12 protein-coding genes and 1 pseudogene are annotated in these 13,824 nt (G+C 71.9%); 7 read left to right on the top strand and 6 right to left on the bottom strand.

The features are described from left to right. Nucleotides 1-120: 120 nt before the first annotated feature. Nucleotides 121-537: a CBS domain-containing protein gene (locus tag ACOBQB_RS03020; RefSeq protein WP_423588547.1), complete on the bottom strand. Its 417-nt coding sequence runs from the start codon at nt 535-537 to the stop codon at nt 121-123. Nucleotides 538-688: 151 nt separating this feature from the next. After that, entirely contained in the window at nt 689-1,165 is a 477-nt protein-coding gene (locus ACOBQB_RS03015; protein ID WP_423588545.1) for a DUF1348 family protein, read from the bottom strand. A 155-nt stretch (nt 1,166-1,320) separates the two neighbouring features. On the opposite strand from ACOBQB_RS03015, the gene ACOBQB_RS03010 reads away from it, so the two are divergent. Then, nucleotides 1,321-1,872, top strand: a complete 552-nt coding sequence (locus ACOBQB_RS03010) for a TetR/AcrR family transcriptional regulator (RefSeq protein ID WP_423588543.1) — start codon at nt 1,321-1,323, stop codon at nt 1,870-1,872. A 29-nt stretch (nt 1,873-1,901) separates the two neighbouring features. Then, the gene (locus ACOBQB_RS03005) at nt 1,902-2,339 is read left to right on the top strand and encodes a nitroreductase family deazaflavin-dependent oxidoreductase (protein ID WP_423588541.1); all 438 of its coding nucleotides are present in this window, start codon (nt 1,902-1,904) and stop codon (nt 2,337-2,339) included. Nucleotides 2,340-2,427: 88 nt separating this feature from the next. Here the strand turns inward: ACOBQB_RS03005 and ACOBQB_RS03000 are convergent, their stop codons facing one another. Continuing rightward, on the bottom strand, nt 2,428-3,318 hold the full coding sequence (locus ACOBQB_RS03000; RefSeq protein WP_423588539.1) for a glycoside hydrolase family 19 protein: 891 nt from the start codon (nt 3,316-3,318) through the stop codon (nt 2,428-2,430). Nucleotides 3,319-3,567: 249 nt separating this feature from the next. On the opposite strand from ACOBQB_RS03000, the gene ACOBQB_RS02995 reads away from it, so the two are divergent. The 3 genes from ACOBQB_RS02995 to ACOBQB_RS02985 all read left to right on the top strand — a co-directional run bounded on the left by ACOBQB_RS02995 (nt 3,568) and on the right by ACOBQB_RS02985 (nt 6,548). Then, on the top strand, nt 3,568-4,308 hold the full coding sequence (locus ACOBQB_RS02995) for a FadR/GntR family transcriptional regulator (protein ID WP_423588537.1): 741 nt from the start codon (nt 3,568-3,570) through the stop codon (nt 4,306-4,308). Beyond that, nucleotides 4,301-5,572: a CynX/NimT family MFS transporter gene (locus ACOBQB_RS02990; protein WP_423588535.1), complete on the top strand. Its 1,272-nt coding sequence runs from the start codon at nt 4,301-4,303 to the stop codon at nt 5,570-5,572. Before ACOBQB_RS02995 ends, ACOBQB_RS02990 begins: the two co-directional genes overlap by 8 nt. Before the next feature lie 118 nt (nt 5,573-5,690). Further along, a complete protein-coding gene (locus ACOBQB_RS02985; RefSeq protein ID WP_423588534.1) occupies nt 5,691-6,548 on the top strand; it encodes a GNAT family N-acetyltransferase in 858 nt (285 codons plus the stop codon). A gap of 70 nt (nt 6,549-6,618) precedes the next feature. Here the strand turns inward: ACOBQB_RS02985 and ACOBQB_RS02980 are convergent, their stop codons facing one another. Together ACOBQB_RS02980 and ACOBQB_RS02975 are read right to left on the bottom strand one after the other, a co-directional pair. Continuing rightward, nucleotides 6,619-6,807: an antitoxin gene (locus ACOBQB_RS02980; protein ID WP_359640954.1), complete on the bottom strand. Its 189-nt coding sequence runs from the start codon at nt 6,805-6,807 to the stop codon at nt 6,619-6,621. A 91-nt stretch (nt 6,808-6,898) separates the two neighbouring features. Further along, nucleotides 6,899-9,084: pseudogene (locus ACOBQB_RS02975) on the bottom strand (glycoside hydrolase family 3 N-terminal domain-containing protein). A 358-nt stretch (nt 9,085-9,442) separates the two neighbouring features. Between ACOBQB_RS02975 and ACOBQB_RS02970 the strand changes: the two are divergent. After that, nucleotides 9,443-11,362 (top strand): ABC transporter ATP-binding protein, encoded by a 1,920-nt coding sequence (locus tag ACOBQB_RS02970; RefSeq protein ID WP_423590352.1) that lies wholly within the window; start codon nt 9,443-9,445, stop codon nt 11,360-11,362. Between the two features lie 93 nt (nt 11,363-11,455). Further along, the gene (locus tag ACOBQB_RS02965) at nt 11,456-12,679 is read left to right on the top strand and encodes a metallophosphoesterase (RefSeq protein ID WP_423588532.1); all 1,224 of its coding nucleotides are present in this window, start codon (nt 11,456-11,458) and stop codon (nt 12,677-12,679) included. On the opposite strand, the gene ACOBQB_RS02960 is transcribed toward ACOBQB_RS02965, so the two are convergent. Beyond that, on the bottom strand, nt 12,666-13,715 hold the full coding sequence (locus ACOBQB_RS02960; protein ID WP_423588531.1) for a glucose 1-dehydrogenase: 1,050 nt from the start codon (nt 13,713-13,715) through the stop codon (nt 12,666-12,668). The two genes, ACOBQB_RS02965 and ACOBQB_RS02960, sit on opposite strands and share 14 nt — an antisense overlap. Nucleotides 13,716-13,824 lie beyond the last annotated feature (109 nt).

The following is a 13,824-nucleotide window of genomic DNA, read 5'->3' as shown; positions in this document are numbered from 1 at the left end:
GGGGCGGCGGCCTGCCGCCGTTCCACCCTAGGTCGGCGCATGCGCGGGGGCATGCGGAGAGGCGGAGCGCGCCGCCCGGAGGTGGGGCCGCGCGGCTCCGCCCCCGGGCGGTGCGCGCCGTCAGTCGGTGGAGAGGGCCTCCAGGAGCTGTCCGGCCTTGGGGTCGGAGAGCGCGCGGGCCGCGTCGGCGAGCGCCACCATGCCCACGAGCGTGTGGCCGTCGATGACGGGCAGTCGGCGGACCTTGTGGCTGGTCATGGTCGCGAAGACCTCGTCGACGCTGTCGTCCGCGCCGATCGTCACGGCCTCGCTCTGCGCGAGCTCCTTCACGAGGACCTTGGCGGGGTCCTTCCCCTTGCCCAGCACCTTGACGACGATGTCCCGGTCGGTGATGACGCCCTTGAGACGGTCGTCGGTGCCGCAGATGGGCAGGGCGCCGACGCCGAGTTCGGTGAGCTTCGTGGCCGCCTGGGTGACGGTCTCCTCGGCTCCGGCGCAGTCGGCGCCCGGCGTCATGATGTCGCGTGCGGTGGTCACGTGGACCTCCTTGGCGGTCGATGGGCGGTCGGGCCTGGTGACCCGGGCCGTTGTCGCCCACCGGGTGCCCCATGCGGCGGGGGATGACACACGGCCGACCGGTCCGTTCCGGCTGACCGGTCCGTTCCGGCCTATCGGGCCGGGCCCCGGTTCACAGCCCGAGCTCGGTGAGGCCGGGATGGCCGTCGGGGCGGCGGCCGAGCGGCCAGTGGTACAGCCGGTCGGGCTCCCGGATGGGGAGGTCGTTGATGGAGGCGTGGCGGGCGCGCATCAGGCCGTGCGCGTCGAACTCCCAGTTCTCGTTGCCGTAGGAGCGGTACCACTGGCCGGAGTCGTCGTGCCACTCGTACGCGAAGCGCACCGCGATGCGGTCGTCGGAGTGGGCCCAGAGCTCCTTGAGGAGGCGGTAGTCGAGCTCGCGGGCCCACTTGCGGGAGAGGAAGGCGACGATGGCTTCGCGCCCCGTGACGAACTCGGCGCGATTGCGCCAGCGGGAGTCCTCGCTGTAGGCGAGGGCCACCTTCTCGGGGTCGCGGCTGTTCCACCCGTCCTCGGCGAGACGGACCTTCTCGGCGGCCGACTGGGGAGTGAAGGGCGGGACAGGGGGACGGGCGGCGGGCTCGGTCATGGCTTCCTCCATGCGGCGGCAGGGAGAACGGTCGTTCTCCCGCGGTTGTGTGCCACCCTAACGAGAACGGCCGTTCTCGCGCAACGGTGCCGAGTGTGTGAGAGGGGTGCGGTAAGGTCAGAGAACGTACGTTCTCGACGTTCTTCGGAGGCGCTATGGATCACGCGGAAGCCGAGGTCAGGCTCCTCGACGCCGCGGAGGAGCTGTTCTACGCGCGCGGTGTCCAGGCGGTCGGCATGGACCAGGTCCGCGCGGCCTCGGGCGTCTCCCTCAAACGGCTCTACCAGGTCTTCCCGGCCAAGGCGGAGCTGGTTCGGGCTTGTCTCGACCGCCGGGACCGACGCTGGCGGGCACGGCTCGCCGCCCATGTCGAGGGATGCCCGGCGGGCCGGGAGCGGGTCCTCGCGGTCTATGACTGGCTGTACGAGTGGTTCACCGAACCGGGCTTCAGGGGCTGCGCCTTCATCAACGCCTACGGGGAACTGGGCGCCGTCGACCCGGCGGTCGCCGACACCGTCAGGGCGCACAAGAGCGCGTTCCACGACTACCTCGCCGGTCTTGTGGCATCGGCGGGCGGGCCCGAACGTGTCGTCGCCCCGCTCGTCCTCCTCGCGGAGGGGGCCATGACGGCCGCCGCGATCTCCGGCTCCCCCGAACCGGCACGCCAAGCCCGCCTCGGTGCCGCCCAGTTGCTGGCCGCGTCATAAGCTCCGTGCTTTCGGCATACGGAGGGGTGATGGCGAAGACGTATCGCACGAACGCCGGCACACGTGTGATCAATCGTGTGTTCCACACGATGACCCGGCTCGGCCTCGGCAAGGGCTACCGCTACAACCTGACGGTGCGCGGCAGGAAGACCGGCCGTTCCTACTCCACGCCGGTCGACGTGATGTCGGACGGTGACGAGCGCTGGCTCGTCGCTGCCTACGGGGTGAGCGACTGGGTGCGCAACGCCCGCGCGGCCGGGCAGGTGGGGCTCAGCCGGGGCGGCAGGTCGCGGATGCTCAAGGTGGTCGAGCTCGGGCCCGGGGAGAGTGTGCCGGTGCTGCGGCAGTACTGGCGCGAAGTGCCGGTCACCAGGGCCTACTTCGAGGTGACCGGTGAGTCGTCGGACGAGGAGTTCGCCGCCGAGGCGGCGCGCCACCCGGTGTTCCGGCTGGAGCCGCTGACGTGAGGCTGTCGCCGGTGGCGTGACGTACCGGGCGGACCCGGCCCGCGGGCCCGCCCGGAGCGTCAGTGGCTGAAGCCCGCCCGGACGCGTATCAGCAGCTCAGGTTCGAGCCGGGCGTGGTGCCCAGGATCTGCGTGAACGCCTTGTACTTGTCGATGCGGCTCTGGACCTGGGCGGGGTTGCCGCCGTTGCACTCCAGGGTGCCGTTGATCGCGCGGATGGTCTCACCGAAACCGACGCCGTTGACCATGGCGTTGTGCGGGGTCATGGTGCCCGGCCCGCTCTGGGTGTTCCAGTACCAAAGCCCCGTCTGCCAGGCGATCGCCGGGTTCTGTTCGACCAGGTAGGGGTTGTTGAGCAGGTCGATGCCGAGCGCGTCGCCCGCCGCCTTGTAGTTGAAGTTCCAGCTGAGCTGGATCGGCCCGCGGCCGTAGTAGGCGGCCTGTCCGGCGGGGCAGCCGTAGGGCTGGGTCTTGTCGCAGTAGTGGGGGTAGTTGTTCTGGTTCTGCTCGACCACGTGGACCAGGCCGCCCGTCTCGTGGCTGACGTTGGCGAGGAACGCCGCGGCCTCCTGGCGCTTGACGGTGTCGCTGCCGGTGTTGGCGAAGCCCGGGTAGGCCTTGAGCGCGTCGGTCAGGCCCTTGTACGTGTAGAACGAATTCCGGTTCGGGAACATCTGGTTGAACTGGGCCTCGCTGACGACGAAGCCGGACGGATCGGGGTTGCCCGGCCCCGTGCCGCCACCGCAGGTGCCCTGGTCCGCCCAGACGCCGGAGCGGCCCGGAGTCTCGTTCTGGGTCCACCACTTGGCGGTCCAGTTGTGTCCGTTGTACGAGGCCGATTTACCGCCGGTGTAGACGGTCGAGGAGCTCCAGGGCGAGGCGCACTCGGCGGCGGACGCCGTGGTGGCGGCCGGGCCGAGGACGATCAGCGCGCCGACCGCGGCCAGTGCGGCCGCGAGGCTGGTGAGGCGTTTGATCATGCGACATCTCCTAACGGGCGGAGCGGGGACGGGCCCCACCGCCATGGGGGTGTCGGTGACTCAAGCGAAAATGGTCTGTACCTGTCAAGGTCTAGACCAGATCGGGAAGGTAAAACCTTGAACTGAACCGGGCGGGGCGTGCTTCTCGCGTGCGACGGGGGAGGGGCGCCCGCCTTTGACACGCGAAACATGGGATGTTCCCATGTCTGAGTTCTCTGGGCTCCCATGTGAAAGAGAAGGTGCCGACCCATGCCCTTGCGCAGTACCGCCAGGACCAACCTCGTCGACCTGGTCATCGCCCAGATGGAGAGCCTCATCTCCGACGGCGAGTGGCAGGTCGGCGAGAAGATCCCGGCCGAGCCGCTCCTCGTCGAGCAGCTCGCCGTGGGCCGCAACACCGTGCGGGAGGCGGTCCGCGCGCTCGTGCACACCGGCATGCTCGAACCCCGCCAGGGCGACGGCACGTATGTGCGTGCCAACAGCGACTTCGGGGCGGCCGTGCAGCGCAGACTGCGCAGAGCGGGAGTCCTCGAAGCGTACGAAGTGCGCGCCTGCCTGGAGCGGGACGCCGCCCGCCATGCCGCGGAGCGCCGTACGGAGGAGGACCTCGCGGCGTTGCGGGCCGCCCTCGCCGAGCGCGGGCGGGCCTGGGAGAGCGGCGACACGGCGGCGTTCATCGACGCGGACATGGCCTTTCACCGCACGGTCGCCGAGGCCTCGCACAACAGCATCCTCGCCGAGCTGTACGGACACCTCAGCGACGTCCTGCGCGAGACGCTCCAGTCGGTCGTCGCCGCCCCCGTGCCGGACGCGGTCCGTCACCAGTTCGACGCCCACCAGGCGATCGTCGACGCCATCGAGGCGCGCGACCCCGAGGCCGCCGAGGCCGCCGTACTCGCCCACCTCGCCGAGGGCATGGCCGCACTGCGCGATCAGCCGCTGGACGACCCGGACGCCGAGAAGAACGACTCAGGAGCAGCGCATGAGTGACACGGCACCGGCCGCCCGGGCCGCACACGAAAAGGCCACGCCCACGTCCACGACAACGCCCACGGCGGACCAGGGGCCGCCCCGCCCGCGCCGCGCGCTCCCGCTCGCCCTCGGCGTCGTGCTCCTCGCGCTGAACCTTCGCCCCGCCCTCGTCGCCGTCTCCCCGCTCGCCGACACCATCCGTGACGAGAGCGGCATGTCGGCCGCCGCCACCAGCCTGCTCACCGCCCTGCCGCTGTTCTGCTTCGGCCTCCTCGCGCCGATCGCGCCCCGGCTCGGCCGCCGCTTCGGCATGGAGCGCTCGCTGCTCGGCACCATGGTGCTGATCTGCGGGGGCACGGCCCTGCGCCTGCTCGACCCGGTCGTCGCGCTCTTCGCCGGCACCGTCGTCATCGGCGCGGGCATCGCCGTCGCCAACGTCCTGCTGCCCGGCCTGATCAAGCGCGACTTCCCCGCGAAGGCCGGACTGATGACCGGCCTGTACTCGATGTCGCTGTTCGGCGGTGCCGCGCTCGCGGCCGGCGTCACCCTGCCCGTGCAGCAGGCCGGCGGCATGAACTGGCGTACCACCCTGGCCTGTTGGGGTGCCCTCGCGGTCGTCGCGCTGCTCGTGTGGCTGCCGCAGATCCGCTCGCGCACCCGGATCGGCGCGGCGGCGGCCCGGCAGGCCGCGCATCCCGTACGCGGCCTGTGGCGCTCCCCGCTGGCCTGGCAGGTCACCGCGTACATGGGTTTGCAGTCCCTCAACTACTACGCGGCGGCCGCGTGGTTGCCGACCGTCTTCCAGGACGCCGGCATGGCACCGGGCGACGCCGGCTGGATGCTCTCCTTCTCCTCGCTGCTCGGCATCACGGGCTCCTTCCTCGCCCCGGTGATCGTCGGCCGGCGGCTGCGCTCGGGCACGCTCTCCGCGCTCGCCGCCGTGCTGTGCGCGCTCGGCTTCGCGGGGCTGCTCGCCGCGCCGGTCGGCGGCGCCTACTTGTGGATGACGCTGCTCGGCCTCGGCCAGGGCGCGGCCATCAGCCTGGCGCTGCTGTTCATCGTGCAGCGGGCGCCCGACGCACGGCACGCCTCGCAGCTCTCCAGCATGGCCCAGTGCTTCGGCTACGTCCTCGCCGCCACCGGGCCGACCGTCCTCGGGGCCGTCCACGACGCCTCGCACAGCTGGACCGTGCCGCTCGTCCTCCTGCTCGTCCTGCTCGTGCCGCAGGTCGTCGCGGGATTCGGCGCCGCCAGGGACCGCCACGTGGCGGGCGTCGGCTGAGGCAGGCGCCGGGACCGGCACACGGCGGGCATCGGCCGAGGCGGGCTCGGGCAGGATGCACCCGGTGTGCCGTGCGCTTCCGCATGGCAGACCGTGTCGGATCGAGAAGGGTGCAGCGATGACGGATTCGGCCCCCGGGCGGCTCGTGGTCTCACGGGCGACGCTCGACGACTGGCGTGTGGTGACCGGATGGGCGGCGGACGAGGGCTGGAACCCCGGACTCGGCGACGCCCCCTCCTTCTTCGCGCAGGACCCCGAGGGGTTCTTCGTGGGGAGGCTCGACGGCGAGCCCGTGTCCGCGGTCTCCGTCGTCACCTACGGGCCGGAGTACGCCTTCCTCGGCTTCTATCTCGTCCGCCCCGACCAGCGCGGCCGCGGCTTCGGCCTCGCCACGTGGCGGGCGGGCCTGGAGCACGCCGGGAACCGGACGGTGGGCCTGGACGGCGTCCCCGACCAACAGGACAACTACCGCCGCTCCGGCTTCGCCCGGGAGCACGGCACGCTGCGCTACATCGGCCCCCTGCCCGCGGTGGACAAGCCCGACCGGCATGTACGCCCCGTCGAGGCGGCGGGCCTGCGGGCGCTCCTGGCGTACGACGGCGCGTGCCTGCCCGCCGACCGGCCGCGCTTCCTGGAGTCCTGGCTCGCCGCCCCCGGCCACCGCGCCCTCGCCCGCGTCGTCGACGGCAGGCTGACGGGGTACGGCGTGCTGCGGCCGGGCCGGGACGCCCTGCGCGCAGGGCCGCTGTTCGCGGACACGCGTGCCGATGCCGAGGTGCTGCTGGACGCGCTGGCCGCCGAGGCGGACGGCGGACCGGTCGCGATGGACGTGCCCGAGTCCAACGCGCAGGCCGTGGCGCTGGCCGAGGCGCGCGGCATGAAGCCCACCTTCGACACGGCCCGCATGTACACCGGCCCCATCAGGGACTTCGCGCGGGAGCGGGTGTTCGGGGTCACGTCCCTCGAACTGGGCTAGCGCTCATGAACGACGCCGCGGGCCAGGGGAAGGGCAATCCCTGGCCCGCGGCGCTCCGGCGCTCGCGTCACTACCGCGGAGGCTCCTGGCCCTGATCGCCGCCGAACCGGTTCTTGAGCTGGTCCTGCGCGGTGTCGACCTGACCGCTGTACTTGCCCTGGGTCTTGCCGTCGACGAAGTCGCCGGCCTTGTCGATGCCCTGGCCGGCCTTGTCCTCGTGGCCCTTGAGCATCTGCTTGAGCTTGTCCATCACAGACATCGTCGGCCTCCTAGGTGTGAGCCGTCCTTCTCAGCATGGGGGCTCGTCCGGCTCACCGCATCTCGTCCCTGTCGGGTGCTCGTCCTCTCCGTCAGGTGATCGTCAGCCTCCGCTTGGCCGTGGCCCGCGAGCTGCTGCCCACGTACAGATCCACCGCGCCCTCCTCGACGCGGAACTCGCCGTCCTGCGCGTTCGTCCAGAAGCCGAGATCGTCGGCACCGATCCGGAAGCTGACGGTCCGGGACGTGCCGGGCCTCAGCGTGACCCGGCGGAAGCCCCGCAGCTTGCGCACCGGTTGCGTGATGCTCGCGGTGACGTCATGGACGTACAACTGCACGACCTCGTCGCCCGCTCGGTCTCCGGTGTTCGTGACGCTCACCGAGACCTCCACGCTGTCGCCCTCGCGCAACGCGCGCGCCGCGATCCGCTCGCGGCTCAGCTTCGGCCCGCCCATCGCGAACGTCGTGTAGCTCAGGCCGTGGCCGAACGGGAACTGCGGGTCCGGGGGCAGGTCCAGATACTTCGACGAGTACTTGTTGTCCGCGGCGTAGGGGCGGCCCGTCGACTCGTGGTTGTAGTGGACCGGGATCTGGCCGACCGCGCGCGGGAACGACACGGGCAGCTTGCCGCCGGGCACGACCTCGCCGAACAGCACGTCGGCGATGGCGTTCCCCGCCTCCAGGCCCGGATGCCAGGCCTCAAGGACGGCGGGGGCCGCGTCCAGCCAGCCGCCCATGGTCAGCGGGCGGCCGTTGACGAGGACGACCACGAACGGCTTCCCGATCGCGGCGACGGCCGCCACCAGCTTCTCCTGCCCGCCGGGCAGGCCGATGTCGCTGCGCGCCGCCGCCTCGCCGCTCATCGCGGGCGGCTCCCCGACCACCACCACCGTCACGTCGGCGGCCTCCGCCGCGGCCACCGCCTTCGAAATGCCACCGGTGTCCTCGCCCTCGGCGTCCACACCTCGCGCGTACGTCACCTCCGCGCCCGGAGCCGCACGCCGGACGGCGTCCAGGACCGTCACCGAGGGGTACTTCTCCACGGCCGCCGGGAACGACCAGGTGCCGAGGAGGTCGGCGGAGTCACCGAACGGGCCGACGACCGCGAGGGACCGGACGGACGGCTTCAGCGGGAGCACCTTGCCCTTGCCTCCCGGGAGACCCTTGCGCTTCGGGAGATCGTCGTTCTTCAGGAGGACCATCGAGCGTGCTGCGGTCTTGCGGGCCGCCTCGCGCGTGGCGGCGGTCGGCCCGGAGATGGCGTCGCCTTCATCGACGTACGGATCGTCGAACAGCCCGAGGTCGAACTTGAGGCGCAGGACGCGGGCGACCGCGTCGTCGAGCCGATGACCGCTGATCTTCCCCTCGCGCAGCAGCTTCTTGCCGTAGGTGAGCAGGTGCGTGCTCGTCATCTCCATGTCGATGCCCGCGTCGAGGGCGAGACGGGCCGCCGCCGCGCCGTCCTCGGCGAAGCCGTGCGGGATCAGCTCCTGGACGCCGCTCCAGTCGCTGACGACGACGCCGTCGAAGCCCCACTCCTTCTTCAGGATGCCGGTCAGGGTGTGGGAGTTGCCGTGCGCGGGGACGCCGCTGATGGTGTTGAAGGAGGCCATCACCGTGGCCGCGCCCGCCTCCAGCGCCGCCTTGAACGGTGGCAGGTAGAGGTTGCGCAGGCGCGACTCCGAGACGTCCACGGTGTTGTAGTCGCGGCCGCCCTCCGCACCGCCGTAGGCGACGAAGTGCTTGGCGCAGGCGGCGACGCGGTCCTTCGCGCGGTACCCCGCGGCGCCGTCCTCTCCCGGCTCTCCCTGATAACCCTTCACCTTCGCCGCGGCGAAGGCCGCCGTCAGGTAGGGGTCCTCGCCGTTGCCCTCGGCGACGCGGCCCCAGCGCGGCTCGTGCGTGACGTCCATCATCGGCGAGAACGTCCAGTGCACGCCGTTCGACCGCGCTTCCTCGGCCGAGACCTCGCCGTCCGTCCGCGCCACGTCCGGGTCGAAGCTCGCGGCCTGCGCCAGCGGGATCGGGAACGTCGTCCAGCAGCCGTGGATGACGTCGAGCCCGAAGACCAGCGGAATCCCGAGCCGGGACTCCTCGACGGCGACGCGCTGGAGGGCGTTGGTGGTCTTCGCGCCGAAGATGCTCAGGACGGACCCGAGCGGCCCGCCCGGGCCGCGTCCTCGGCCTTCTGCACGGCCTCGGACGCGCCGCCGCCGGGTCCCGTGTCCCAGCCCCACGGCAGCTGCTGGAGCTGCCCCAGCTTCTCTTCGACAGTCATACGGTCCAGCAGCTGCCGGACGCGGTGATCGTGGCGGCCGGTGGCGGGCCCCGGGAGGCCGGGCGCGGCGTGCGCGGTGCCCGTCCCCGCTGTTCCGGCGGCGCCCACCGCGCCCCCGGCGGCCGCCGTAGCGCCGATCGCGGACAGCAGAGTACGCCTTCGTACATCACGCATGCGTTCGCCTTCTCACCTCGGGGCGGGGGTAACTTCTGTGGGGGCCACAAGAGTTGAAGCGAAAGTACGTTCCTGATACACACGGGTCAATAGACACGGCAGGGGCCGGAGCGACGAGAATCGCGCGTGCGGGTGAACCCTTGACCTCAAGTTTGGTCGAGGTCCTAACGTTCCCCTCATGAGCATGGAAGTCACCGCCTGGAGTCAGCTGCACAGCGTCATGAACGCACAGCAGGACCGCCGTCCCTTCGCCCGCGCCACACTGCGCCGCATCGGCGCCTTCGCGCGGCCCCACCGCCGCCGCATCTGGTACTTCGTGTTGCTGAGCGTCGTCACCGCGCTCCTGGCCGTCGCCACACCCGTCCTGGCCGGCGGCGTCGTCAACGCCATCGTCTCCGGCGCCGACTCCTCGACCGTCGTGCGCTACGCCCTGCTGATCGCCGCCATCGCGCTCGCCGAGGCCGGACTCGGCCTGCTGAGCCGCTGGCTGTCGGCGAACCTCGGTGAAGGTCTCATCCTGGACCTGCGCACCGCCGTCTTCGACCACGTCCAGCGCATGCCCGTCGCCTTCTTCACCCGCACCCGCACGGGCGCGCTGGTCAGCCGCCTGAACAACGACGTGATCGGCGCCCAGCGCGCCTTCAGCAACACGCTCTCCGGCGTCGTCGGCAACATCGTCACCCTGCTGCTCACGCTCGCCGTCATGCTCACGCTCTCGTGGCAGATCACCCTGCTCGCGCTGGTGCTGCTGCCCGTGTTCGTCGTGCCCGCCCGCCGCATGGGCGCCCGCATGGCCAAGCTCCAGCGGGAGGCCGCGCACCACAACGCCGCCATGGGCACGCGCATGACCGAGCGCTTCTCGGCGCCCGGCGCCACCCTGATCAAGCTCTTCGGCCGGCCCGGCGACGAGTCCGCCGAGTTCGCGGCGCGGGCCCGCCGGGTGCGTGACATCGGCGTACGCACCGCCATGGCGCAGTCCGCGTTCATCACCGCGCTCACGCTGGTCTCGGCGCTCGCTCTCGCCCTCGTCTACGGCCTCGGCGGGTACTTCGCCCTGGAAGGCACCCTGGAGGCCGGCGCCATCGTCTCGCTCGCCCTGCTGCTGACCCGGCTCTACGCGCCGCTGACCTCCCTGGCGGGAGCGCGCGTCGAGGTGATGAGCGCCCTCGTCAGCTTCGAGCGGGTCTTCGAAGTCCTCGACCTGAAGCCGCTCATCGAGGAGAAGCCGGACGCCGTACCGGTCCCCGACGGGCCCGTGGCCGTCGAGTTCGACGACGTCCGCTTCGGCTACCCGGCGGCGGACAAGGTCTCCCTCGCCTCCCTCGAAGAGGTCGCCGCACTCGACACCCGCGGCGGCGACGAGGTCCTGCACGGGCTGTCCTTCCGCGCCGAACCCGGCCGGACCGTCGCCCTCGTCGGCTCCTCCGGAGCGGGCAAGTCGACCATCGCCCAACTGCTGCCGCGGCTGTACGACGCCGACGAGGGGACCGTGCGGATCGGCGGCGTCGACGTACGGGACCTGTCCGCCGCGTCCCTGCGGGCCACCCTCGGCATGGTCACCCAGGACGGCCACCTCTTCCACGAGTCCGTCCGCGACAACCTCCTCCTCGCCCGGCCCGGCGCGAGCGAGGACGAACTGTGGGACGTGCTGCGCCGCGCCCGGCTCGAAGACCTCGTACGGTCCCTGCCCGACGGCCTCGACACGGTGGTCGGCGAGCGCGGCTACCGGCTCTCCGGCGGCGAGCGGCAGCGGATGACCATCGCGCGGCTGCTCCTCGCCCGCCAGCGGGTCGTCATCCTGGACGAGGCGACGGCCCACCTCGACAACACCTCCGAGGCCGCCCTCCAAGAGGCCCTCGGCGAAGCCCTCGCCGGACGCACCGCCGTGGTCATCGCCCACCGGCTGTCGACCGTGCGCTCCGCCGACCTCATCCTCGTCGTCGAGGCGGGACGGATCGTGGAGCGCGGCACGCACGAGGAACTGCTCGCACTGGGCGGGCGGTACGCCGAGCTGTACCGGACGCAGTTCGCCAAGGGGACGGAAGAGATGGAAGGGACGGAAGGGGCGGCCGGGGCGCGGACCGCGGACGCCGCGGCGCTCTGAGGCGCGTGCCGTCGGGCCGTCCGTGGCCAGACGTCCACCAGGAGTTCATCGATTCCCCACCAACCCCACGCCCCGCCGTGAGAGAAACCCCCCATGTGCGACGACGAGTTGATACCGCCGAGCGCGGACATGACGGAGGAGCAGTGGCTGCGGGCGGACCCGGCCCTCGCCGAAGGACCGGTGGGGGAGCGGGTCCGCGCCATGCGCGCGCCCCGGCGGCGGGCCGTGCTCGGCGGCGTGGTCGCGGGGGCCGCGGCGCTGACGGTCCTGCCGGGCGGCGGAACGCGGGCCGCCGCGGCCGCACGCGACGCGAAGTTCCCGCTGCCGACCGCGCCGAACCGGTCCGGGGAGTACGCGGTGCTCCTCACCGGCGACGCCGGCACGGGCGAGGAGGCGCAGCACGCGGTGGCCGCCGCGGCGCGTGAGGTCTGCCGCGCCGAGAAGGTCTCCCTGGCGGTCGGCCTCGGCGACAACATCTACGAGAACGGCCCCGAGTCCGACCACGACTCGGAGTTCCGCACCAAGTTCGAGGACCCCAACTCCGGTCTGGACATGCCGTGGTTGATGGTCCTCGGCAACCACGACTGCTCCGGCCTGATCCCGGGCAGCGGCGGCGACCCCTCGCGCGGCGACCGCGAGGTCTCGTACGCCAAGGGCTCCCCTCGCTGGTACATGCCGAGCCGCTACTACAACGTCGCGCTGCCCGCGGCCGACGGCGACGACCCGCTGGTGGAGTTCTTCGCGCTCGACACCAACCCCGTCTCCTCTTACGTCGCCCAACTCGACCCGCGTTACCGGTGGAACGGCCCCTACATGCGCGAGCAGCGCGGCTGGCTGGACGGCGCGCTCACGGCGTCACGGGCGCGCTGGAAGATCGTCCTCGGACACCATCCCTACCTGAACAACGGCAAGCACGGCAGCGCCGGTTCGTACGACGGCTTCGTGATCGGCCACTACACCAGCGGCATCCACCTCAAGGAGCTGTACGAGGAGGTGGTGTGCGGGCGCGCGGACCTGATCCTGTCCGGGCACGACCACACGCTGCAGATCCTGGAGCCCACCACCCGCACCGGCGGCACCCGGCAGATCGTGTGCGGGGCCGCCGCCAAGGCCGGTGACGGCAGAGCCCACTTCGGCCACCCGGCCACCTGGCAGAACTTCTCCGACCACGGCTTCATGGTGCTGAAGGTGTCCGGGCGGGCGATGACCGTGGACGCGTACACCGTCGATGTCGCCACTCGTACCGCCCGCCTCGCCCACAGTGTGCGCACGGCGGCCGGCACCCGGCGCCCCGAGGCGGCCCTCAGCCGAGGGTGATGACGACCTTGATGTCGTCGTCCCGCGGGGCGAAGGCCTCGGCGGCACGCTCCAGCGGCACGCGCCTGGTGATCATCCGCTCCAGCCAGGCGCGGTCCGCCTTGGCCAGGGCCTCGGCTCCCTGGCGGTAGTGGCGGAGGTTCGCGTTGACCGAGCCCACGACCACGTCGTTCTCCAGGACCAGGTCCCGGTTGATCGAGCCGGCGTCCACCGACAGCTTCCGCCCCGCGGGCGAGACGCCGGTCAGGCACACGATCCCGTACGTCGCGGTGCCCGCCATCGACGCGAAGACCAGGGAGCCCACGCCGGTGGCCTCGATCACCACGTCGGGGCGGATCGCCGAGGTCACCTCGCCGATGTCCGCGCTGTGGTACGTCGCGCCGAGGTCCTTGACCAGCTCCGGCTTCGGCCCCTCGGTGACCCGGTCGAGCACGTGTACGTCCAGGCCGCGCTGCACGCCGAGCAGCGCCGCGAGCAGGCCGATCGGGCCCGCCCCGGTGACCAGCGCCCGCCGCGGCTCGAACCAGGCCCGGCCGCCGACCCGCTCCACCTGCTCCCACGCCTTGGCCACCACCGTGGTCGGCTCCAGCAGCATCCCGACCGGCTCCAGGCCGGGGTCGAGGCGCACGGCGTAGTCGCTCTCCACCGTCCAGGCCTGACTGGCGTAACCGTGGCGCTCCTTGATGCCGCGCTCGGTGTAGCGGCCGTTGCGGCACATGTCGAACTCGCCGCGCGCACAGGCCCCGCACGGCTCCGGGTCCGGCCGGCGCACCACCCCGACCACCAGGTCACCGGCCGCGAACCCGCTGTCCCGCGGTGCCTCGCGCACCCGGCCCAGCGACTCATGGCCGAGGACCAGCCGGTCCTCGCCGGGCGGCGCCCACCCGTAGTCGCCCGCGACGATCTCCTTGTCGGTGCCGCACACCCCGACCGCGAGCCCGTCCACCAGCAGCTCACCGTCGCCGGGGACGGGATCGGGTACGTCGCGTACGTCGAGGGAATCGGCGGACGACGGACGGACGGTGACGGCGCGCATAGGCATCTCCCGGTAGTTCTGTTGCCCCCCTGTGCTGTCGTTTCTCGCTTTTCACCGGATCAGCGGTCGAAACCGGACGAGGCGGGTTTTGGGTCCACCAACAACCCGG

It is taken from the genome of Streptomyces sp. G5(2025), from assembly GCF_049542075.1.
In the GTDB taxonomy this organism is placed as follows: domain Bacteria; phylum Actinomycetota; class Actinomycetes; order Streptomycetales; family Streptomycetaceae; genus Streptomyces.
The sequence above is the reverse complement of the archived record's forward strand: the minus strand, read 5'-3'. Positions and strand labels throughout refer to the sequence as shown.